This is a genomic window from Desemzia sp. AGC72, assembly GCF_057334175.1.
In genome coordinates this window covers 134547-157968 of record NZ_JBHFIG010000010.1, presented here as the reverse complement: position 1 = coordinate 157968, position 23422 = coordinate 134547, and the positions used below count along the sequence as shown (strand labels likewise).

The 23422-nt window shown below is 36.5% G+C and carries 17 protein-coding genes; 3 read left to right on the top strand and 14 right to left on the bottom strand.

The window, feature by feature from the left end; genetic code table 11:
- Nucleotides 1-664 precede the first annotated feature (664 nt).
- The 7 genes from ACE025_RS06160 to ACE025_RS06130 form a co-directional block, all read right to left on the bottom strand.
- Nucleotides 665-2935, bottom strand: a complete 2271-nt coding sequence (locus ACE025_RS06160) for a glycoside hydrolase family 65 protein (RefSeq protein WP_485938508.1) — start codon at nucleotides 2933-2935, stop codon at nucleotides 665-667.
- Between the two features lie 19 nt (nucleotides 2936-2954).
- Nucleotides 2955-3803 carry a DUF1189 family protein gene (locus ACE025_RS06155; RefSeq protein ID WP_485938506.1) on the bottom strand — a complete coding sequence of 283 codons (849 nt, stop codon included), beginning with the start codon at nucleotides 3801-3803 and terminating at the stop codon, nucleotides 2955-2957.
- 40 nt (nucleotides 3804-3843) lie between these two features.
- Entirely contained in the window at nucleotides 3844-4701 is an 858-nt protein-coding gene (locus tag ACE025_RS06150) for a sugar ABC transporter permease (protein WP_485938504.1), read from the bottom strand.
- A gap of 3 nt (nucleotides 4702-4704) precedes the next feature.
- Nucleotides 4705-6042 carry a carbohydrate ABC transporter permease gene (locus ACE025_RS06145; RefSeq protein ID WP_485938522.1) on the bottom strand — a complete coding sequence of 446 codons (1338 nt, stop codon included), beginning with the start codon at nucleotides 6040-6042 and terminating at the stop codon, nucleotides 4705-4707.
- A 94-nt stretch (nucleotides 6043-6136) separates the two neighbouring features.
- Nucleotides 6137-7438: an extracellular solute-binding protein gene (locus ACE025_RS06140; protein ID WP_485938502.1), complete on the bottom strand. Its 1302-nt coding sequence runs from the start codon at nucleotides 7436-7438 to the stop codon at nucleotides 6137-6139.
- Between the two features lie 254 nt (nucleotides 7439-7692).
- Nucleotides 7693-9522: a glycoside hydrolase family 13 protein gene (locus ACE025_RS06135; protein ID WP_485938500.1), complete on the bottom strand. Its 1830-nt coding sequence runs from the start codon at nucleotides 9520-9522 to the stop codon at nucleotides 7693-7695.
- A 26-nt stretch (nucleotides 9523-9548) separates the two neighbouring features.
- Complete coding sequence (locus ACE025_RS06130; protein WP_485938498.1) at nucleotides 9549-11240, bottom strand: glycoside hydrolase family 13 protein; 1692 nt, start codon at nucleotides 11238-11240, stop codon at nucleotides 9549-9551.
- A 311-nt stretch (nucleotides 11241-11551) separates the two neighbouring features.
- On the opposite strand from ACE025_RS06130, the gene dsdA reads away from it, so the two are divergent.
- Nucleotides 11552-12925, top strand: coding sequence for a D-serine ammonia-lyase (gene dsdA / locus ACE025_RS06125; protein ID WP_485938496.1), 1374 nt, complete (start codon nucleotides 11552-11554; stop codon nucleotides 12923-12925).
- A gap of 62 nt (nucleotides 12926-12987) precedes the next feature.
- Here the strand turns inward: dsdA and ACE025_RS06120 are convergent, their stop codons facing one another.
- The 3 genes from ACE025_RS06120 to ACE025_RS06110 all read right to left on the bottom strand — a co-directional run bounded on the left by ACE025_RS06120 (nucleotide 12988) and on the right by ACE025_RS06110 (nucleotide 15516).
- Entirely contained in the window at nucleotides 12988-13902 is a 915-nt protein-coding gene (locus ACE025_RS06120; protein WP_485938494.1) for a diacylglycerol/lipid kinase family protein, read from the bottom strand.
- A 51-nt stretch (nucleotides 13903-13953) separates the two neighbouring features.
- Entirely contained in the window at nucleotides 13954-14910 is a 957-nt protein-coding gene (locus ACE025_RS06115; RefSeq protein ID WP_485938492.1) for a LacI family DNA-binding transcriptional regulator, read from the bottom strand.
- 159 nt (nucleotides 14911-15069) lie between these two features.
- On the bottom strand, nucleotides 15070-15516 hold the full coding sequence (locus ACE025_RS06110; protein ID WP_485938490.1) for a Fur family transcriptional regulator: 447 nt from the start codon (nucleotides 15514-15516) through the stop codon (nucleotides 15070-15072).
- 301 nt (nucleotides 15517-15817) lie between these two features.
- Between ACE025_RS06110 and ACE025_RS06105 the strand changes: the two genes are divergently transcribed.
- Complete coding sequence (locus tag ACE025_RS06105; RefSeq protein WP_485938488.1) at nucleotides 15818-17110, top strand: glutamate-1-semialdehyde 2,1-aminomutase; 1293 nt, start codon at nucleotides 15818-15820, stop codon at nucleotides 17108-17110.
- Between the two features lie 99 nt (nucleotides 17111-17209).
- On the top strand, nucleotides 17210-18310 hold the full coding sequence (locus tag ACE025_RS06100) for an FUSC family protein (RefSeq protein ID WP_485938486.1): 1101 nt from the start codon (nucleotides 17210-17212) through the stop codon (nucleotides 18308-18310).
- 46 nt (nucleotides 18311-18356) lie between these two features.
- Here the strand turns inward: ACE025_RS06100 and ACE025_RS06095 are convergent, their stop codons facing one another.
- The 4 genes from ACE025_RS06095 to ACE025_RS06080 are packed head-to-tail and all read right to left on the bottom strand — an operon-like array spanning nucleotide 18357 to nucleotide 23409.
- Nucleotides 18357-20543, bottom strand: a complete 2187-nt coding sequence (locus ACE025_RS06095; RefSeq protein ID WP_485938484.1) for a family 2 glycosyl transferase — start codon at nucleotides 20541-20543, stop codon at nucleotides 18357-18359.
- The gene (locus ACE025_RS06090) at nucleotides 20540-21961 is read right to left on the bottom strand and encodes a glycosyltransferase family 2 protein (RefSeq protein ID WP_485938482.1); all 1422 of its coding nucleotides are present in this window, start codon (nucleotides 21959-21961) and stop codon (nucleotides 20540-20542) included. Before ACE025_RS06090 ends, ACE025_RS06095 begins: the two co-directional genes overlap by 4 nt.
- A gap of 4 nt (nucleotides 21962-21965) precedes the next feature.
- Nucleotides 21966-23000, bottom strand: coding sequence for a HEAT repeat domain-containing protein (locus tag ACE025_RS06085; RefSeq protein WP_485938480.1), 1035 nt, complete (start codon nucleotides 22998-23000; stop codon nucleotides 21966-21968).
- Nucleotides 22993-23409 (bottom strand): response regulator, encoded by a 417-nt coding sequence (locus tag ACE025_RS06080; RefSeq protein WP_485938478.1) that lies wholly within the window; start codon nucleotides 23407-23409, stop codon nucleotides 22993-22995. The genes ACE025_RS06085 and ACE025_RS06080 overlap by 8 nt, the downstream gene beginning before the upstream one ends.
- Nucleotides 23410-23422 lie beyond the last annotated feature (13 nt).

Below are 23422 nucleotides of genomic sequence, written 5' to 3'. Positions count from 1 at the left end.
TAATTCATTGTCTCAGCGACAACTCCTTAATACTATCATCGTTTCAACTTAGTGTCAACAGTTATTTTCAACTTTTCTTACGAACACTTCGCATCAACAACTCCGTTAGTATAACAATTCCTAATTGCGTTGTCAATAGTTTTTTCGAATATTTTCTTCATTTGCTGAATATTTATTCAAAATACTAGAGATAATCTCTCTTGCCTATCAACTCTTATGAGTTTAACTTATTTTCTATATCGTGTCAATACTTAAAGTATAGAAAATAGTTTACCATCAAGTAAACTCTTACAAGTCCTCTCTGACGACATTTAATACTATAGCAACTTTTCTGTATTTGGTCAACCGTTAATTAAGATAAAATTACAATTATTTAAAATAGCGAACATTACTTAGTTCTTTCAATACGAATATATATACATTCCTTATCTTTTCAAGTGGTATCTCTATGACATAGCAGCTTTCGTTCGTTTTTCTTACGTTTCCCAAAGTATACGAGTATAAAGGTTATTCTATTGTTTCTACCTTACTTGCTCCAACTTTCTTTTCAAGAATTAGACGGTTTACTTAAATATCAAATAAGCTCAGAAAAAAATATCACTAAATCTCTACGATTTTCTTCTGAGCTTATTTTTATAATACTCCTATCTACTGCAACACAATTTTATTTGACTGAAGTTGATACGGTATCTTCTAATAGTTCTTTTTTATCGTACAATTTGATCTCTAACGGCTCTCCTTCTTTTAATTGAACCGTTACAATACTTTTTGTCACTTGGATTTCTAGTAATCGACCGCGATATTTTACTAAAAAGCTGTAACTTGACCAATTTGGCGGACAGAATGGTTTGAATACCAATTCTTCGTTAGCTGTTCTCATACCAGCGAATCCTTGGACGATTGCTAGCCAGCCTCCGCTCATAGAAGTAATGTGCAATCCATCTTCCGTATCGTTGTTGTAGTTATCCAAATCCAACCGCGCAGTTCTAGCATAAAATTCTACAGCTTTTTCTTCTTTTCCTAATTCAGCCGCCAAAATAGCATGGATAGCTGGTGATAAAGATGATTCATGTACCGTCATCGGTTCATAGAAATCAAAATTCCGTTCTTTTTCTTCTATAGTAAATTCATGGTTCAAATAATATAATCCTTGAAGAACATCTGCTTGTTTAATAAAAGGAGAACGTAAAATTTTATCCCATGACCAGTTTTGATTGATTGGTCTTTCATCTGGACTTAATGAATCAACAGTTTGTAAATCTTTGTCTAAAAATGTATCATGTTGAACAAAAACATCAAATTCCTCATCATATGGATAATACATCCGTTCGATAATATCTTGCCATTGCGCTAACTCTTCCTCGCTGACCCCTAGTTCTTCTTTTTTCACATGAGAAGCTTTCGCTAAACTATCTATCGTATAACGTAATGTCCATGTCGCCATTTTATTCGTGTACCAGTTATTGTTTATGTTATTCTCATATTCATTCGGCCCAGTAACTCCATGGATCATATAACTGTTTTTTCGTTTGGAAAAATGGACTCGATCAGCCCAAAAACGTGATATCCCTACTAAAACTTCTATACCCTTTTGCTGCAAGAAAGAGTCGTCTCCAGTATAGTTCGTATAATTGTAAATAGCATAGGCGATGGTTCCATTACGATGGATTTCTTCAAATGTAATTTCCCACTCGTTATGACTCTCAATACCATTGAATGTCACCATCGGGTATAAAGCACCTTTTAGTCCTTGTTGTCGAGCATTATGGTAAGCTCCCTCTAATTGATTATATCGATAGTCAAGAAGCTGCTCCGTGACTTCTTTATCTGATATAGACAAATACATCGGTAATATGAATGCTTCTGTATCCCAATAAGTTGCCCCTCCATATTTCTCTCCAGTAAATCCTTTTGGTCCAATGTTCAATCGAGAATCATTTCCGTAGTAAGTAGAAAAGAGTTGGAATATATTAAATCGGACTCCTTGCTGGCTTTCATCGTCTCCCTCAATCTTCACATCTGCCTTGCTCCAGCGTTCTGCCCAAGCTGCAATATGTTCGGCTTCCAGTTGTTCTGCCCCTTTTAAAAGAGCGGCTTCTAATAAGGCTGCCGCTTCATAAACTTGTCGATCCGCTATTGTGTCTCTGCTCGTCACTACTGTCACTAATTTAGAGACAAGCGCTTGTTCTCCTTCGCTAAGTTCAAAAGTAATCGTTTCTCCAACTAACATATGTTGGTCTCTAGTTTCTCGATGACTATTCCCTTCAGCAAGGTTCTGCATCATGGTTGTTACTGTAAACTGTTCTGTTCCAAATGGATTTTCAATGGTATCTGTGGTCAAGTAACTTTTTTCATTACTATCTCTTTGTCGTTCTATCCAAAACTTTTCTTCATAGTTGCTGTCTTCATTTTCTACATCGCCATCCAAATACGAATCAAATTTGACAGTCGCTGAACCTTTTAAGACTTCTGCATTTACTTCGATGACTGCCAGTTCTTTTTGCACAATACTTACATAACGTTTGAAGGAAAATCGTATTTCCACGTCTTCTTTACTCCATACGTAACTGCGTCTTAAAATCCCTTCTTGCATATTTAGAGATAAGTTGAAATCCTTTACTGCATCAATGGCTAGATCAACTTTTTCGTCATTCACATAAATAGCTACAGGTATAAAGTTAGTCGCATTAATCACTTTTCCGAAGTATTCTGGGTAACCAATTTTCCACCAGCCGACTCTAGTTTTGTCTGGGTACCAAACACCTGCTAGATATGTTCCAATATGTGTATCCCCAGAATAACCTTCTTCAAAATTGCCTCGCATACCCATATAGCCGTTTCCGATCGATGTGATGCTTTCTTGTAATCGTTTGTTCATTTTATCAAGAGACGTTGTCTTTATTTCCCATGAATCAATATCAAATAATCTTTTCATTTATCTCTCTCCCATTGGATTAATATTGAACTTGTTTAGACATTTCTTTCTGTGCTTTTATTTCACTTATTCTATTATGATAATAAATTACCCAGATAAATCCGATCATACCTATAGATTGAACAGTCACCATAGTAATAATGTTAAAATCGATCAATCCTATCAGCATAGCTAAAATCGTAGGAACACCCGTTGCATGCAGAACAACAGAAACCGACTCCTTATAACTACTTTTCAACAACGGTTTATTTTTTGAAGCTATATATAAGAAGAAAGCTGCTCCAAAAATCAAAAACACTAATTCAGCCAATACTAAAACAAATAAAATGAAGGATAATACGGCAATAAGAAATGACTGATTCTTTATAAACCATTGTTGAGAAACAGCCTCTTTTAACTGATTTGTTGAATCCATTCCTTCTAATGTAAAATCTTTTGTGTAAGGGATATAGGAAGCAGATTGATTTGCCTCTTTGATGATCAACTGATCTTTAAGAAATAATACTGCATTCCCTTCTTTACCGAGTATTTGTTCTGCTCTTTGTGAAGAGATCCCGGCCATTACGACACCTTTTTCTGAGTTGACCGTAAATTCATCTATCGTCATTTCCCCATTCTCAATGGAAGCTTCTGTCATTTCATTGACTACCGATTGATCCAGCAATTGAAAAGTATTTGGAAAAGTATTTTCTAGCGAATAACTGTTCATTTTTGTATAGTTTAGACTCACTGGAACGATCATCAATGCATTTAAAAATAATAGAAGAAACAACAATTGAAACCAGCTTAGTGGTTGACGTTTTTCTATGATTCTTTTAGGGCTCCATATCGTCTTAAAATAATTTAATGGAAAAGTATCTGTTTTCAATAGTAATTTCACTTCCTTTTATATTGCATCTGCCCAATAATCATCCTTTTGTTCCACCCTTAGTCAATCCTGTTACAAAGCTCTTTTGTAAATAGAAGAATAAAATAGAAATTGGAACAGCTATTAAAATCGCTCCAGCTGAAAAGAGCGCTACTTGTTGATTTTGCGGATTGTTAATGAACGTCTGTAACCCAATCGCTACTGTATAATTTTCTGTTGACCGTAGTAAGAAACGAGCCAGCATAAACTCTCCAAATGGGTTCATAAAAGCCCATAAAGCTTGTACTGCAATCATTGGGCGTACTAACGGCATAATGATTTGCCAGAAAATACGGAAATGGCCTGCTCCATCTAAACGAGCTGATTCATCCAAGTCAATCGGAACCGTATCAAAGTAACCCTTCATTAACCAAGTATTCATTGGAATTCCTCCGCCGATATACACAAGAATCAAGAACCAATGCTGATCTAGACCACCTACCAGCAAAGCCATTACATAAAACGCTGTAAGAGCAGCAGTTGTTGGAACCATCTGGATAATCAAAAAGAATTTCAATGTTACTTTTCGACCAGTAAAGCGGTAACGGCTGTATGCAAAACCGGATAAGGTTACAGCTGCAACTTGTACCAACATAGCCATAACGGCCACCTTTAATGTATTCATGTACCATTGTCCGTACTGTGTTTCAGCAAATAAACGTCTAAAATTGTTAAGCGTCCATTCAAAACCGAAATCCAATTTAAATGCCAATAAGTTTCCAGGTTTGAATGCAGAAGTAACTGTGATCAGTAACGGATAAATGATGATGACTGACATAAACAACAAAAATAGGTACGTAAAGATTTTCCCCCATATGCGTTGATTTTTTTGTGTTTTAACTTTTTTTGTATTTTGCATCGCTTAATCCTCCATTTCAAATGCCCGTGTCCGTTTAAAGACTAGTAAGGACACAAAGATCACTATTGCCGAAATAATCAACGTGATAGCTGAGGCGATATTGTATTGTGGAGAAGTTCCAGTAGTTAATTTATAGATCCACGAAATCAAAATATCTGTTGCTCCTGCTCCTGACCCCACACTTCCAGGTCCACCTTCATTAAAGAGGTAAATCATAGAAAAATTATTGAAGTTGAACGTATATTGAGTAATAAAAACAGGTGCGGCTACCGCAAAAATTTGCGGCAAAGTAATGTATCTGAACTTCTGCAATATGCTCGCTCCATCAATAATGGAAGCTTCATACCAATCATCCGGAATAGATTGCAATATACCAGAAGTCAAGACGTAAATATAAGGGAATCCAAGCCAGCCTTGAATGGAAATGATGGCTATTTTTGTCCAGAAAGGATCTGTCTTCCAAGAAATAGCCGGAATATCAATGAATGGCAAACTATTGATTAATGGAATTACTTGAGTATTGATTGCACCTGCACTGTCGTTAAACATATTGGAAAAAGAAAGAATAGTGATAAAAGCAGGTACTGCCCAAGGCAAGAGTAAAATAACACCAAAAATCCGTTTAAATTTAATGAATGGCTGATGCATTACAATAGCAGCAAAAATACCAATAATGATTTGTAGTGTTGTGGCGGAAAGCGTCCATATTACTGTCCATCCAAATACAGCCCCAAATGAATCTCGATAGGTGCTCAATGTAAAGATGGCAGCGAAGTTTTCAAAACCGGTCCAATCAATCAAAGTTGCAGGTGGTATATGATAAAAATCGTAATTTGTAAAAGCGATAAAAATCGTCACTAATACAGGAAATACAATGGTAAATATCATTAAGATATAGGCTGGAATAGTCAATAAGTAAGCAAAACCATTATTCCAAGTGTTTAATAATGTATTTTTGATAGAGTAACTAACTTTTTCAGGAGTTAATGCTTTCAGTGCTGCGATACGTCTTGCATCACTGATGTTAGCTGCATAAAACACTATAAAAATCAATGTAACTAAAATCTGCAATGTCCCTTGAATCATTAAAAATAAAGAATGGTCTTCTCTAGGGATCGAACCTAATGTGATCAAATTTTCAAAAGCGCTGACTCCGAATAAAACCATTTCTATTACGAATAGCAGAAACACTGCTAGAAAAAGTGCACCTTTAAAGTATTGTTTATTGTAAAACTGTCCTAATCCCGGAATAATTGAGAACACACCTGCTTTTTGGATGTGTTTTTTATCTTCTGGAGAGTATTCTACTTTTTTCTTACGTACCTCACTCGTCTCCACAATTATTCATCTCCTTCTTAAAAATTTTCGGCAGAGATATAGTCAATCATCTCCGCCGAAATCACGTTCCTACTATTTAGTATTTACGTTATCTTTTTTAGTATTTTTGTTCGATATTTTGTTCAATAACTTTAACTGTGTCGTTAGCTGATTCTTCTGGAGTTTTGTTGCCTGATCCAGCATCAAACATCATTGTTTCAGCACCTACCCAAACTTCTGCCATTTCTGGAATGTTTGGCATTGGAGATGAAACGTTGTATTGGTTTACTACAGCCATTGCTAATTCGTCATCATTAGCATCAATGATTGTTTGTCTTACCATTTGGTTAGCAGGTACTTCATTTGTATATTCTGAATATAATGCTTCCATGTTTTCTTCATTTGTAGCAAAGTCTAGGAATGCTTGACCTAATTCAGGATTTTCTGAATATTGGCTGACTACCCATCCTTTACCACCAGCAAAAGGTTGGTATTCTTCTCCATTTGGCAATGTTGGTACTGTTGCAACTCCAACATTTACTCCAGATTCCATATAATTCGATGCAGCCCAAGGTCCATTGATTACTGCTCCAGCTGTACCTGTTGTAAATTGCTCATCAATAAAGTTACCAGCTGTTGTAACATCTAACATTCCTTTTGGCCATGTGTTTTGGAACCAATCTGTTGCATATTGGATACCTTCGATAGCTTCAGGTTTATTCAACCCAATGTCTGAAGGGTCAGTTCCGTCAGCGCCGAATACATATCCGCCGTAACCATTCAATAATCCGTATGAGTTATAGAAATCTACCCAGTTCGCAAGGAATGCTACACTCTTACCTGCTTCACCTTCATAATCATATTGCTCATCTTCCGTTAACGCTTCCAACTCTTCGAAAGTTTCAGGCGCTTTTTCTACTAAATCTGTATTGTAGTATAGAACCATTGACTCGATAACAAAAGGTGCTCCATAGATTTTATCTTGCATTGTTACTTGTTGTTCGTCGATCTCATCATAACGACCGTCGTCAGGTAATGTGTACTCAGCTAAATGTCCTTGCTGTCCAAGACCTCCGATTCTGTCATACGGTGCCAATGTTACGTCTGGAGATAGACCAGCTGGACCATCTAAAGGCAAAGCTTCAAGAGTTTCGAACATATCTTTTTCTTCTACTTCAATCGTTGCTCCTGTTTCTTCTTCAAAAGAATCAGAAATGCCTTCGATAAATCCAGTATACATTGGGTCAATAGAGATTTTTAATGTTTCCCCATCAAAATTAGAACCTGAAGTTTCTGTTGAGTCATTTGTTCCAGAACTTGATTCGGCAGCTTCTTCCTCGCCTCCTCCACATGCAGCTAACAGTAAAGCGCTTGCAGAAACAACGCCCATTAAGTATTTTTTAAATCTTTTTTGATTCATGAATAATTCCTCCCTAATGTGTTCTTTTTAAGTACATCCTTATTATTACGAATATTACCTGTTTTTGCAAACGTTTTCTTAATGTTACCGGTAACAGAAATATTATCATCAGAACGCTCTCTGTAGAACAGACTGTTCTACCTTACTCTACCCTCAGCTGCTTTGGTTTTATGGCAATTTTAATACAAAACTGTTTTTCAAAAAAAACTACCCTTCCTTACTATCAAAGTAAGAGGATAGCCCTTTAGTGTTAATTAGTGTTCTTGATAGTTGTAGTTGTCATGATCTAACTTTACTTCATCACCTAAAGTAAAGAGGACGAATCCATATGGCTTGATGCGTATTTCATTGGCTTTTATAGAGGTTAAATTTCTAAAGATAGGCACTGGCTCTTGATGGTATTTCAATGAGACGGTTTCTTCGCCTTGATTGAAGTATCCATAGATATCTGCCCCGTTATAGAATTTTTTAAACCCAACCACTCGTTCGTCTTCTCTTACATCCAGCCACTCAGTTTCTCCAAAGCTCAATAAATCCTGATGTTCTTTTCTAAATGTGATCAAGCTTTTAATAAAATGATACATATCGTTGTCTCGTTCTTCTTCATCCCAGATCATACATTTTCGACAATCAGGGTCATTATAACCTTCCAGACCAACTTCTGTTCCATAATAAAGACAAGGAGCCCCTGTTTGAGTGAACATAAAAGTCAGTTCTGCTTTAGCAATTTGCTTGTTCCCATTTGCTTTTGTCAATAGTCGCGGAGTATCGTGAGAATCTAGCATGTTGAACATAACTTCATTGGTTTGTCTGCGATACAACATCAATTGCTCATTTAATCCGGAAACCATTTTTACAGCGGAACTTGATTTATTAGTAAAGAATTCTTCGATTTGTTCCGTAAATGCATAATTCATAACAGCGTGAAATTCATCTCCTTGCAGCCAACTTTGAGAAGAATGCCAGATTTCTCCTAGAATATAGATCTCAGGGTTGACCTTACGTACAGAGCGATTGAATTTTTTCCAAAAACGATGATCTACTTCGTTTGCTACGTCTAATCTCCATGCATCAATACCAAATTCTCTTACCCAGTATGTTGCGATATTGATCAAATATTTTTGAACTGCAGGGTTTGCTGTATTCAATTTGGGCATATGTCCAGTAAATGCAAAAGTATGATAGTTCAATGGGCCTACGTTCTCCAATTCATCTGCACTTAATCCTTCTAACGATCTGATTGGAAACTCATCGATATGGAACCAATCGATGTATTCTGAAGCTTCTTGTTTGTCTAATACATCTTGCCATTGATAAGAAGACATCCCCATATGATTGAACACCGCATCCAGCATGACACGTATCCCGCGTTTATGAGCTTCTTCAACTAAATTTTTGAATAATTGTTTGTCGCCGAAATGCGGATCGACTTCGAAGTAATCCACTGTATCATACTTATGGTTAGATGGTGCTTTGAATATCGGCGTAAAATAAATCCCATTGATTCCCAGATCAACTAGATAGTCCAAATGATCGATTACACCTTGAAGATCTCCACCATAAAAATCATCTCGTGAAGGGTGCTTTTTTCCTCCCCACTCTAAGACGTTTTCAGGATCGTTAGATTTGTCTCCATTTGCAAACCGTTCTGGAAAAATTTGGTACCAAATCGTTTCCCGAGCCCAGTTTGGTATAGCTACGCGGTCAATGTCATGGAAATAAGGCATACGGAAAAAACTATTGATATTTTCCATGTACCGATCTTCGTAAGGATACGCTCCCCTGTCTGAATATAAGACTTCAATCCCATCTTTTCCGGTAATATGAAATGCATAAGCTAAACGATTATGAGGTGCAGAAGCAACGATTCCCCAGTAGTCATGAATATTTGTTTGAGCGATTAATTTTAAGGGCTGCTCGTTTTCTTTCCATTCCTCTTTTTTATATGCATAGTTGTCCCCGCTGATCAGGGTAATTTTTTCTGCTTCTCCAGCTTTCGTGCGTAATCGAATATTGAATTTGTTGTCATCATAAAGATAAGCATACTCGCTATCTGGACGATGCAATAATGCTGATGTGTCCATTGGTTGTTCCTCATTTCTTATTCAATTTATTGTTCTGTTTGTTCAAATACCACTACAACTGCGCCATAGGGAGCAAGTGTTACTTTGTCTGCTTCAATTATATTATGCTCATTTTGCAAGATATCCCTGTAAGACAGCTTAGTTAACCGAGCATCTATGAATAGCTGTTCTTGGTCGCTGAAGTTGCAGCAAACCAAAGCAGTAAAATCTCCTAAAGTTCTTTCGTAACAGTACAAATGATGATTTGTATCAAGGAGTTGAAAATCACCTTTTGTAAACAAAGGTGTTTTTTTGTATTTTAACAACTTCTTGTAATAATTCAATATACTTGTTTCATCCTGTTCTTGCATTTCAACAGTATACTTCGGTTCTTCATTCACTCCGCTCCATGGTGGACAAGTAGAAAACCCCGCATAATCGCTTGTATCCCATTGCATAACTCCACGACTCGCGTTGATGCTTCTAGCATTCAGCTGTTCAATAATAAAATCATCTGAATACCCTAACGATTGAGCTTTCTCTATAAAATAAATTTCCTTCATCTTCTTGAAGTCATCTAGTGAGTCGCGCTCCAAGTTCTTCATGCCGATCTCTTCTCCGTTCAAGAGAATCGGGATACCTTTTTGCAGATACATCAATGTTGCCAGCATTTTCGTACTGTTGTCTCTCTCCTTTTCTGTACTGCCGAAACGAGATACCATACGAGCCATATCATGGTTATTCCAATACAAAGTCGGTCCCCCGATATCGCTCAATCCTTCTTGAAATTCGCTCATAGTCTTTTTAAATGCAGGAATATCCAATTTTTCTATTTGCATGTCAGATGGTAATCTAGCATCTTTTTGAGAATCATCCATAGGAAAAAATCGGAACGTAACGACTGTATCACATGCTCCATTCGCAGGATCAGAATACTCTCTCGCTTTTTTAACATCTGCTGATGCAGCTTCACCTAATATAAAAATATCTTCTTTTTTCCGACGAAGTGTCTTTGCCATTTCAGCTATATAGTCCGTTACTTTTTCGAGATTAGAATAATATTCCTCGGCTAAGACGATTTCTCCCTCTTTTGCATGGACATCAGGAAATCCCTTAGCTTTATCTAGATGAATGAATGCATCTAATCGAAATCCATCTACTCCCTTTTCCAGCCAATAATCAGCTATGTTGACTACTTCTTGCTGGACCATTTCATTTTCCCAATTTAAATCAGGCATCGTCTTATCAAATAAATGAAAATAATACTGATCCCCTGACGGTTCTTTCTCCCACACAGATCCTCCGAAAAAAGAAGCCCAATTGTTAGGAAGCTGATCACCTGGTTTAGGATCCCTCCATATATAAAAATCCCGATAAGGATTATCTCTTCCTTTTATAGCCTCCTGAAACCAATGATGTTCTCTAGAAGTATGATTCAGGACTAGATCAAAAATCACTTTAAGTCCTAAACTATGTGCTTTATCCAGCAATTCTTCTACATCTTCCATCGTGCCGTACAAAGGATCTATCGTGTAATAATCAGATACGTCATAACCATTGTCTACTTGAGGAGATTGAAAAATGGGATTTAACCAAATAACGTTAGCTCCTAAAGATTGAATATGCTTCAATCGCTCAATAAGCCCTCTGATATCGCCAATCCCGTCATTATTTGTATCTTGAAAACTTCCAGGATAAACTTGATATACAACAGCTTGCTGCCACCACTTTTCTTCCATTTTGTTCTCTCCTAACTTTTAATTAATGATCCGTTTTTAATTTCCTGTTTCGTATTAAGATTAACGAAATTAGAAAGCACTTACAAGGTTTAATAAATGTTACCGATAACATCTTTTTTAAATTTCCCCTTTTCTTTCACTTCTGTACTGCACATATCTTATTAGTTTATTAGACAACCTTTTTAAACATCAGTTTTTATTAATCATAGTTTATACTTCAACACTTGGTATGATTGAAGATATGCTAGCATTTCTTTGTTGAGTATGCTATTGTAGTGGTGTATTTTTGAGATATTGGAGGAGGGATTTTCGTGAGTGAAAAAATCGTTGCAGGTAAAAGTTTACCTCAATGGATTGAGTCGGTACCAATATTAGAAAAGATTATAAAAACAGAAGAAATATTTTGGATCAACCAAAACAAAACAGCTTTCGACACCGCTAATGAACAAGTTGATTATACTCAAAAGGATGTTGATGATGCTGAAAGTCGTTTAAAACGATTTGCTTCTTATTTAAAAATTGCTTTCCCCGAAACCAAGGAATCAAACGGTATCATCGAATCTGATTTAACTCCCTTAACTGAAATGAAAAAAATTATCGAAAAAGAAACAGATACTTTTATCCAAGGAAATTTTTTATTAAAAAGAGATGATACTTTGCCCATTGCTGGAACGATCAAAGCCAGAGGTGCTATCTACGAAGTACTAAAACACGCTGAGACATTAGCTTTGGAGTATGGTCTTCTAAACTCTATGGATGAGGATTACAGTATTTTTGCCAGTGAAAAGTTTCATGATTTTTTTGCAAAACATAAAATTGCTGTAGGCACGACTGGCAACCTAGGTATCAGTGTGGGGACGGTCGGCGCTAAGTTAGGCTTTGAAGTAACTGTCCATATGTCTGTCGAAGCTAAAAAATGGAAAAAAGATTTTTTACGCTCGCGCGGGGTAACGGTTATTGAACATGAGTCAGACTTTACTAAAGCCGTTGAAATGGGACGGGCCGAATCAAATGCAGATCCTATGTCTTACTTTGTCGATGACGAACATTCTGTAGATCTCTTTTTAGGATATACGGTCGCTGGAAGTCGATTAAAAACACAACTTGATGATAAAGGTATCACAGTTGATAAAGACCATCCTCTCTTCGTTTATTTGCCTTGCGGAATTGGCGGAAGCCCAGGAGGTATCACTTTCGGTTTGAAACAAATTTATGGTGACAACGTCCACTGCTTCTTTGCTGAACCTACTCATACTCCTTCTATGCTGGTAGGGCTTGTTACACAGCAATACGATAATGTGTCTGTTAAAGACTTTACTATTGATGGAAAAACATGTGCGGATGGATTGGCTGTTCCTCGTACTTCTGGTTTTGTGGCTAAAGTAATGGAAAACTTCTTCAGCGGGTCTTATACACTTGATGATCGCCATACTTATCAATTACTCGCTTCTTTAGCGGACAGCGAACAAATCTTTTTAGAACCCGCTGCTGTAGCCGGTTTACCTGGAGCTGTTCGTTTATTATCTACTGAAGAAGGCAAGCAATACTTGCAAAAACATGATTTGATTGATAAACTGCCTCATGCTACCCATATTGCTTGGGCGACTGGAGGAAGCATGGTTCCGGAAAGTGACCGAGAAGAATTTTATCTTCAAAGTACAACACCTCTAGATTACATGCAGTAATTCTTAAACACAAATGAAAACTGCACCTAAACGAGAATGAATCCTCGTTTAGGTGCAGTTTTTTATTTATCCTCGATCACAGTGGAATCAGCAGGAATAAGTACATTTAACGATTTCGGGAAAACTTCGATCTCAGCCGGAAAACTTAGTCCAACTTCTCCATCGATCGTCGTTTTTAAATCATTATTTTCATCCAGTCTGATTTGTCCTTTACTAAAAGGTATCATGTCCACTTGTTCAGAATAATCTGTATGATTTTGGAACAACTTAGGAACTAAAACCAATTTTTGATGCAACGTAGTTTCTTTCAATCCTAGAAAATACAATTTTCCATCTTCAATAGTTGCTTCAGGAATGAAATTTTGAATACCGGCTACCGAATTGCTTAATGCAATGATGACTAAGCTATACTGTTCTTCCAGCTCTTTCCCATCAAAAAGCAGCGTAAATGGATAAACGGTTTCTTGATCTAAGGCCTTCACACCTTGGATGAAATAGGCTAATGGGCCAAAAGTTGTTTTCATTTCACTGTCGACGTGTTGAACCGTTTCCGGTATCGGACCAGCCGAAACGGAACTGACAAAATAAGTCTCATTGATCTTACCTGTATCAATCGAAACCATCTGCGCATCCGCAAAAACTTCTATTGCTTCTAGCGGATCATTTGGAATGCCTAAAGCTTTGGCGAAGTTATTGACTGTTCCAAGCGGAACAATACCTAAAGCTGCTGATTGATCGTTTTTTCTTAACCCATTTACTACTTCATGCATCGTTCCGTCTCCACCCATAGCAATTACAGTATCAAATCCTTCACTAGTTGCTTTACGTGCGTATTCTTCAGCATCACCTTTTTCTTTTGTTTGGTTGATTTTGATCTCTTGGGCTGTTTCACCTAAGATTGACTGTAATTTTTCTAAGTATTCTTCAGACTTTTCTTTTCCTGAAGATGGATTTGCGATGATCATTATTTTTTTCATACAGTTGCTCACTCTTTTCTGTCTATTCAGTAGATTTTAATGGGTATTCAGCTATTTCTTTTTTCTTGTCGATCCTCTTTCTACCAACGTTGATTCAAAGACTAGATTTCCTTGAGATGTACCATTTTCAGCTATTTTTTTCAAAATCATTTTAGCACAGGCTTCCCCCATTTCCACTACAGGCTGCCTCATAGTCGTCAATCTGGGATAAGCAATCTGGTCTAGGAACACGCCGTCATGTCCTACTATACCAAAATCATCTGGAATACTGCCGTTCATTTTTAAGATGCCTCTTTCGATTCCTAATGCTAAACGATCAGAACTGCAGACAAAAGCCGTATTTGGTTCAAATAAGCCCCAGTTTTCTTCTATAAATTGTGATGACAGAGAAGAATGGTTTTTAAAATGGAATGCAGTCTTTTCTTTATGATGTTTTTCCATTACCTCTTTATAGCCAGATTCTCTCGATTTTTCAAATTTTTCATTAATATCAATTCCTATGTAAACAACTTTCTCATAACCTAAATCTAACACATGCTGGGTGGCAGCTGATACACCTTGTTTATTATCTGTATCTATAAAGTCGTATCCGCGATCATTTTCTCCAAACAATACCACAGGTTTTGTCGCTCTGGCAATCCATTCATAGTCTTTTTGACGTACTCCTGTCATGATATACCCATCGCATAACCCGATATCAAAGTTGTTTTGCGTCACTAATTGAAGCGAGTACTGTTCTTCTTCCAACCCTTTAGCAATTCCGGTCAGCAAATTCATGTAATAAGGCTCTGTCGTACTCATTTTTTCTAAAATAAAAAATTTGATGACTAGAGTTCGATTATTTACTAGAGCTTTGGCGGCTGTATTAGGGCGATAATTCAACTCTTTCATCGCTTGTATCACTAATGTTTTCAATTCATCTGTTACTTGCTCTGGATGGTTGATCACTCGAGAAACAGTCATTTTAGAAACATTGGCTTTTTTTGCCACATCATTTAACGTCGCCATTTAGAATCCCCTTTCAATCTACCTAACTTGATTAGGTTTCTTCTATTTTATTATCACTATTTTTTTGTCAAAAAACAACAGACAAGAGAAAAATAGAAACCTTGAAATCTAAAATCGTTCAAGGTTTCTACATAACTGTTCATGAAAAACAATTCTATACTATTTTACCTCAGAAAATTGCTCCAGTTTTTGACAATCCATGCATAATCCATAAATCTCTAAGCGGTGATGTGTAATTTTGAAACCTGTAAGATCTGCAGTAACACTTTCAACATCTTCTAGACCTGGATAGTAAACGTCTTCTACTTTACCGCAATTTTCACAGACAGCATGATAATGCTCAGTCGTTGCGAAATCAAATCTGCTGGAAGCATCTCCGAATCTCATTTCTTTAACAAAACCAATTTCTGTAAATAACCGCAAATTATTGTAAACGGTAGCTACACTCATACTGGGGAATCGATCAGACAATGCTTTATAAATTTCATCAGCAGTCGGATGACTATCATGTTCAATCAAATACTCCAATATCCCATAACGCTGAGGTGTGATACGAATGTTATTTGCTTTTAATTTATTAATGGATTGAGACACACGCTCACTCATAAATAGGGCTCCCCTTTTTTAAAATAGATTATAACCATTATTAGATAATAATGACCTACTCTATCATTTTACTTACTTTTCCTCTTTTTTGCAACTAGATTTCTTTAACTAACAAGTTTTCTTTATACAAATACACAAAGTCTTCTCTAGTCTTAGAATCATAGCCGGTCAAAACATCTTTTTATGAGAGTTTTGATGACTTTTCACAATAAAGATTGAAAATTCTGTACAATTCTCCTATGATTAAAGTACAAAGAATTTAGTTTTTTGCGATTTTCACAGATATTTTAGGAGGAACAATATGAAGTTAGACCATTCAAAATCAAATCAAGTAGGCGCGGAAGCAGAAAAAGTTATTGTAGGGGGTGTAAACAGTCCAAGTCGTTCTTATAAAGCAGTCGGCGGCGGGTACCCTGTTACAATGGAATACGGAGATGGTGCTTATTTATATGACGTTGATGGCAACCGGTATATTGATTACTTAGCAGCATATGGTCCTATCATTACAGGATTCAATCATCCTCATGTTGTAAAAGCTGTCAAAAGTGCAGCAGAAACAGGGGTTTTATTTGGTACACCAACTAAACATGAAGTTAAATTTGCAAAAATGTTGACGGATGCTATTCCTTCAATGGATAAAGTTCGTTTTACAAACTCTGGAACTGAAGCTGTCATGACGACAGTCAGGGTTGCTCGGGCATATACAAATCGCGAATTGATCGTTAAATTCTCCGGTCAATACCATGGTCACTTTGACTTGGTTCTGGTAGAAGCAGGAAGTGGTCCTTCAACTTTAGGAACGAATAGTTCTGGCGGAGTAACAGTTGGAACTGCAAGAGAAGTAATCACTGTTCCTTATAATGATGTTGAATCTTATCGTGCGGTCATGGAAAAATGGGGAGACCAAGTCGCTGCTGTATTAGTTGAACCGATTGTAGGAAACTTCGGTATGGTTGCACCTAAACCAGGATTCTTGGAAGCTGTCAACGAAATCACTCACCAACATGGTGCTTTAGTGATCTATGATGAAGTAATCACTAATTTCCGTTTCCATTACGGCGCTGCTCAAGATCTATTAGGAGTTATCCCGGATTTAACTGCCTTTGGTAAGTCTATTGGCGGCGGTCTGCCGATCGGTGCTTATGGTGGTCCAGTTGAAATCATGGATACTGTCGCTCCTTTAGGCCCTGCTTATCAAGCTGGAACTATGGCTGGAAATCCGCTTTCGATGCAAGCTGGTATTGCCTGTTTAGAAGTTTTACAAGAACCAGGTATTTACGAAAGAATGGCTGGCTTCGCTGAACAATTAAGAGATGCTTTAGAAGCTGCTGGTAAAAAATATTCTATTCCAACTGTTGTCAACCAGATAGGCGGATCATTACAAGTCTACTTTACCGACCACGAAGTAAAAGATTATAATGACGCCGTTGACACAGATGCTGAACGTTATGGGCAATTCTTTAAAGCGATGTTGGATGAAGGTATCAATTTAGCACCTAGCAAATACGAAGCGATGTATATCACTATTATGCATACTCAAGAAGACATTGATGAAACTAAAAAAGCTATCGATACTGCCTTTTCTAAATTATAAGATAACTGTTTGCCTTCGTATGCCCTTTGCAAAACCATTAAGGTTTGGTATAATAAATCAATTGTAGACAATTATTAATCATGAGGGGACTCAGTTTTTATGAAAATTGGCGCTCGTACGTTTAAAACAGGACTTGCAGTTGCACTCGCATTATTAGTTCCACCCATACTTGGTATGCCGGAAGGAAGTATCTTGGCTGGAATTTCTGCTGTTTTTGCAATGCAGCCTTCACCTAAACGTCAGTGGGTTCAAGTTCGAAATCGAATTTTAGGAAATACTATAGGTGGTATAGTTGCTGTTATTTTCACCGTGAGTTTTGGAAGTCATTATTTGATCGTTGGTTTTGCATCTGCCATATTGATCGCTATTTTACACCAGTTGAATTTTGACAATGTTATTGGGAATGCTGTAGTGACATTGATCGTTATTAGTTTTACTACAGCAGATTCTTTTGTATTGGCTGCAGGAATACGTGTGTTGTCCACGATTATGGGTGTCATCATTGGAACAATGGTGAACACGTTTTTGTATCGGCCAAAGTATGAAGATAAGCTTTTTCACTTAATGGATTACACATCGTCTGAATTGATGAAATGGATTCGAGCAAGCGTTCGAAAAAATACACAGTTTACTCTTTTGAAAAAAGATTTGAAGTTCATTCAATCTGAGATCAAACGGATGGACAACTACATGTCTATGATGAAGGAAGACAACATTTTAACCAAATCCAGACCTAAACAAATCAGAAACCTTCGTAGAATCGCAGTTTATCGACAATTGGTCGAAACAACTAGAGCTGCATACAACTTAGCTAGTACATTGCATTCTGCAGAAAATGTTTTTAATCACTTTTCTTCTGATTTGCGTATACTGATTCGAGAAAGATTGGAAGTTTTGCTAAGCGGTCATGAGCAGATACTGCTGAAGTTTAATGGTCGTGTAGATCCCGAAGCGGTTAATTTTATTGCGTATAAATCTTCTCTTCGAAAAGAATTTATGAGTACCTTTTTTGATGAAGCTAAATTAGATTCATACATGCATGACGATTACGGTGACAGCAATGCTGTTATTCATATTATGTCAGCTATATTGGAATATGAAGAAAATCTGATTCTATTGAATCGATTAGTTACAAGCTACCGACACTATGATTGGTCGCAGAAAGAAGCCATTGACAATATTCAAAATATTGAACAATAATAAATAAAATCCGCCATTGGGTATTAACTACTCAATGACGGATTTTTTATTCATAATTTAAAAATAACTGTTTAATGATTTGATAAGAAGTTTTTAGTCTTTCTTTTGTTTGGGGCAAGTCCCAGTTTTCCCAGGTATATCTCTTCATTTCAGGCAGCTCTTTTCCGTTTTCCAATGCTGGGAACGATTCAACAACCTCACCATTTCCAGAAATATATAATGCTCCAATAGAGATTTCATCAATTACTTTGCTTGCAGAAATACCGTCTTTATATATGTCGCCAATAAACTCTTTTTGACTGGGATCTTTTGCTTGCAGCAACAACCAAGGAATTCGCAGTTCTATCATCTCATCTTCAAGGACATGATAATCTGTCAACGAGTCATAATTTTCTGAAGCTGGATCTGCATTCCCTTCTTTCAACTTGCCTGTTTCATAAAATTGGAATGGAACAGTCCTGTTTTCAGTCGGTAAATAATATTCCTTATTCAGTGCATAATAAATTGGTATAAATTTACCGCTATTGTCCTCCGGTTTTTCTGGTTTTGGATCAATAAAATCACTTTGGATTCCATATTGATAAGTATAGAAATCATAATAATCGTTAATCAGGATACGCGATTCATCATCATTTAATTGGATCAAAAATTCTGCTCCATTTTTAAATTGAATTCCATTCATATTTTCAGCAGCCTTATTCCCTTGCTCTGGTACAGTATCCAGCAAAATAATAGGATATCCTTTACTACTTCCCGTCCCAATATCTAACCTCACATACAAATAAGATTCATCGTGATCTGTATAAAGAGCTTTTAAGTCTCCATTTTCTTTTTCATAAATAGGCTCTGTGGTCCAGTCCTCTTTATTTCCGTTAGGATGTATTTTTAAAGGATCAAAACTCAGCAATCCAAACCTTTGCTCGTTCGTTTGTACATTCGACCAGAACGGACGACGATCGGGATTATCATAATCCATGGTGTTCCAAGTGCGTTTGAACCATTCGTCTTGCCACGAAAAAATCAAACCGCCTAAATAATCTTCAGCTATGATATCTTCATACAAGCTGCTGATGAGCTCTCCTTGTGTAGTCTCGGATAAAAATCCTTGGTTTTTCCCGAATGGGTTCGTGTGTGTCATCCCTCGCGAAGCAGGGACACCGAACTCAGCTACTAAAATAGGTAAGCGATGCACACTTTTCAACTCATTCAAATACCCTGCGTAATTATTTTTCTCTCCTCGATGATCCTCATAGTTCAAATAATCCGGATCATAATTTAAAAAATCAGGATAGTAAGGATAAACATGGTACGAAGCAAACTGACCAGTCTCTTCTGCTTCCCCTTTAGCATAAATCACATTTGGATCCACACTGACAATATCTTCAGCATTACTGGAATCTGCTGGATGTTCAAGAATATCAGTAGTCACCCAGTTCGTAAAACTCATAGGGCGTTTCCAGTCGTATTCTTCAAGCTCATATTGGGTCAACTCGTCCATCAATTGGGCTAACCAGTATTCGAATGGCTGAGCATCTTTCGTCTCAAAAAATGTCCCAGTATAATCACTTATATCGCTGGAATGCTTCTCATTAGTTGAAAGCACAACTTCCGGATTCCACTCTACTCCTATGATCCATCCAATAATGTATTGAGAAACATCACTTTCGTAAACGCCATGAGCATGTCCAGGTGAAGGTTCAATTGTTTTATTTCCGTGAATCAAATCGACTATTGATTCCATTTCTTGTTTAAAAAGAGCAAGGTTCTCCGGCTCAAATGCATCCATTGAATCAAGGAGATTTTCTTCATTCATCCATACACCGTGGAAGATATAAATAGGATTTTCATTTGTTTCATTATATTTTTTCAATGCGTTATAAAAACCAGGCGGATGGATTGTATAAATACGGATAGTATTAGCGTTCATTTCACCAATCTGTTCAAACCACCTATAATATTCATCTTCTGTAATACCTGCTTCTCCAGGAAAAGTACCTGGTTTAGCCATCCCCATATTGACTCCTTTAATGGTCATAGGGACCCATTTACCATTTTCGTAAACTTCAAAACTATTCTCTTCTATTCTGGCATTATAATTGAATGATGACTCTTCTTCCATTCCAACGTCATTTGGCTTATCTTCTGGTCTTTGCATATAGAAAATCGATCCTCCAATTAAAAACAATAGCAAGCCTAGTACTATAATCATCAACTTTTTTATACTCAACTTCATGATAATGTGTCTTCCTTTGTGAACCCAGCGCGTTCCATCTTGCCCCACTCTTTATTTCCTCGAAGGAATCGGAATAATCCCTCCAATCGCCATAAAAGAGTCAATGGTTTATACCAAAAAATTTCTGTCAAAGCGCATCCCATGATTTTTCCGATATCTTTGAAAGAAGGATACACATTTGTTGACCAAGCATCTAATAAAACAGCCGCTACTGAGTACACTGCACTGTAGATAACAAATAATAAAAATAAGACGATTGCATAGTCATAATAAACATTTCCAAGGAACATTGACAAAATAACAAATAGATAGCCGCCTACTTCAACGATCGGCCCTAATGCTTCTACAAACCAAAAATAAGGCATCGCTATCATACCTATTGCTTTATACTTTGGATTAAAAGACATTGTTTTATGACGTGTTAAACTTTCTAACAACCCTTGATGCCATCTACGTCTTTGACTTCTTAAAATAGACAATTTTTGAGGTGCTTCTGTATAACATACCGGATCCGCTACATAAGCAATTTTATGGTTTGACTTGCGTTCTTTGATCAATTTGTGCAATTTAACTACCAATTCCATATCCTCACCAATGATATCCACTGAGTAGCCTCCCGCATCAATCACCCATTTACGATTGAATACACTGAAAGCTCCAGAAATGATCAAAACTAGATTGAATTTGCTCAAAGCAATACGTCCGATTAGAAAAGCTCGAATGTATTCAATCGTCTGCATGATTACTAAAGGATTTTTAGCCAAACCTTTTCCAGCTATTGTTCCGGATTCAACAGTCAAACCATTCACAATCCTGATCGTTCCTCCAGCAGCTATAACTTCTTCATTAGAATTGATAATTGGTTTCATAACTCTTAATAGCGCATTTTTTTCTAAAATAGAATCTCCATCAATTGAACAAAAATAAGGATACTTAGCCACATTGATTCCTGTATTTAAAGCGTCTGCTTTTCCACCATTTATTTTATCCACCATCACAAGATTAGGGTGTTTTAAAGAACGATAAATTTGTTTAACTTCTTGCGTATTCAATTGTTTTCTTATGATGCGATCAACAGGTACCATTTCAAATTCATTGATTACTTTAGTTTGTGTACTATCTGTAGAACCATCATTAACAATGATGTATTCTACTTGAGGATAGCGAATATTCAATAAAGAATAAACACTCTCTATAATACCTTCTTCTTCATTGTATGCTGGAACTATAATAGATATTGGTTTTGCATAGGCAGCATTTATGTAATCGGCATCCTGTGTTTTTTTATCTAATTTTGATTGTCTTCCTTCTTCAGAAGACGCGATGATCAACATGACGATATACGAACCTATAATACTGAGCATATAAAAAGCAATCAGAGAACCAACAAATAACATCAATACATTAATCAAATCCATAAGATCATCCCTTCTCGTTCAGTAACTCATTAGCAATATCTACAGCATAAGCGTCTTTAGAGAATTGGACGATTTCTTTCAATACGGCTTTTCCATTTTTCCCTTGTCGGATTACTTCAGCCGCTTTCGATCGCACCCACCAGTTCTGATCTTCTATTAAATTACGAAGATGTGCAATCGAACTTTCTGTAGGCAAGATACTCAGCAGCCTGACACACATCAAACGTTCCTCCCAAATGGGCGAAGCAATAAAATGTGTTAGTTTTTCTACTTCAATCGGTATTCCGATTTCATAAGCTGCTTTTAGTGATCGAATTCTAATTTCCAGCTGCTCACTCTCGCGCTGCTTTTCTAAAAAAACTAGTGATCTTGCTTTTCGTTTCAACCCGAGTGTGTCTATATAAGCTAACTGAGTTGTCTGCGGCAGCTGTTCAAATTGTTTTTCTAATTCGCTCTCAGCTTGGTCGCTGATCCCAAAGAATATTTTTTTGTATTCGTATTCTGAAAACACTATTTTTGCTGCAATTAATTCTTCTATAAAGTAAGAAATGTCAAAATAGGAACTTAAGATCATAATTTCAAAATATTCTTCTTTACTGATTTTTTTATGCAGCACCTTTTTACACTCATCAAAAAGGCTCTCCATTCTGAAGTCACCAATTCGGTAGAGAGCATTCATTCTTATACTCCATTTGCTGCTTTTTAACTGTTGTCGGTAAAAGCTCAAAAGGTTTTCACTAGTGAATTTTTGAATATTGAACAAAATATTTTTATCTGACGCATTTCGTGTATAGGATATCAATATCTCTTCAATGGCTTCAATCTCATATTGTTCATAAGTCAATTTATGGTTTAATTGCTTTTGTTGACCAATCAAGTACTGGTACCAGTCTAGTTCATTGTTCTTAATATACTGTTCTTTGTTTTGTTCAAAACGTTCTATTTTTTTACCATAGAAAACTAAGTAAACGAAAAATAAAATAAAAATCAGCAACAACAATACAATCAGCCACACCAAAAAAGATATTAAATCATTCATGTTTGCCGACCCTTTCTATCATACTTTCCATGCGCGCCTTAAAAACACGTAGACTAAATGGCTTTCGTAAATGAAAATCAATACCGCTTTTATATGCAAAAATAATATCATCTTCTGAAATTCCTTGTGTCATCATAATAATGTTATCATTCTTATTTTCTGGTCTTTTTCTTAATAACTGAATCAATTCTAACCCGCTCTTTTTAGGTAAAAAGTCGTTTAAAATAATAATTTGAGGCTGACCCGACAAAGACCATTCATCATTGATAAATAATAAACCATCCGAAAAAGCTTTCAATTCGATAGGGTATTTTTCAGAGTCTAATGAGTCTAGTGTATGGTAAAGAGCATTTAAAAACACTGGGTCTTCATCAATAATACTGATTTTCACTAATTTCTTGTTATTCATTTTTTGTTAACCG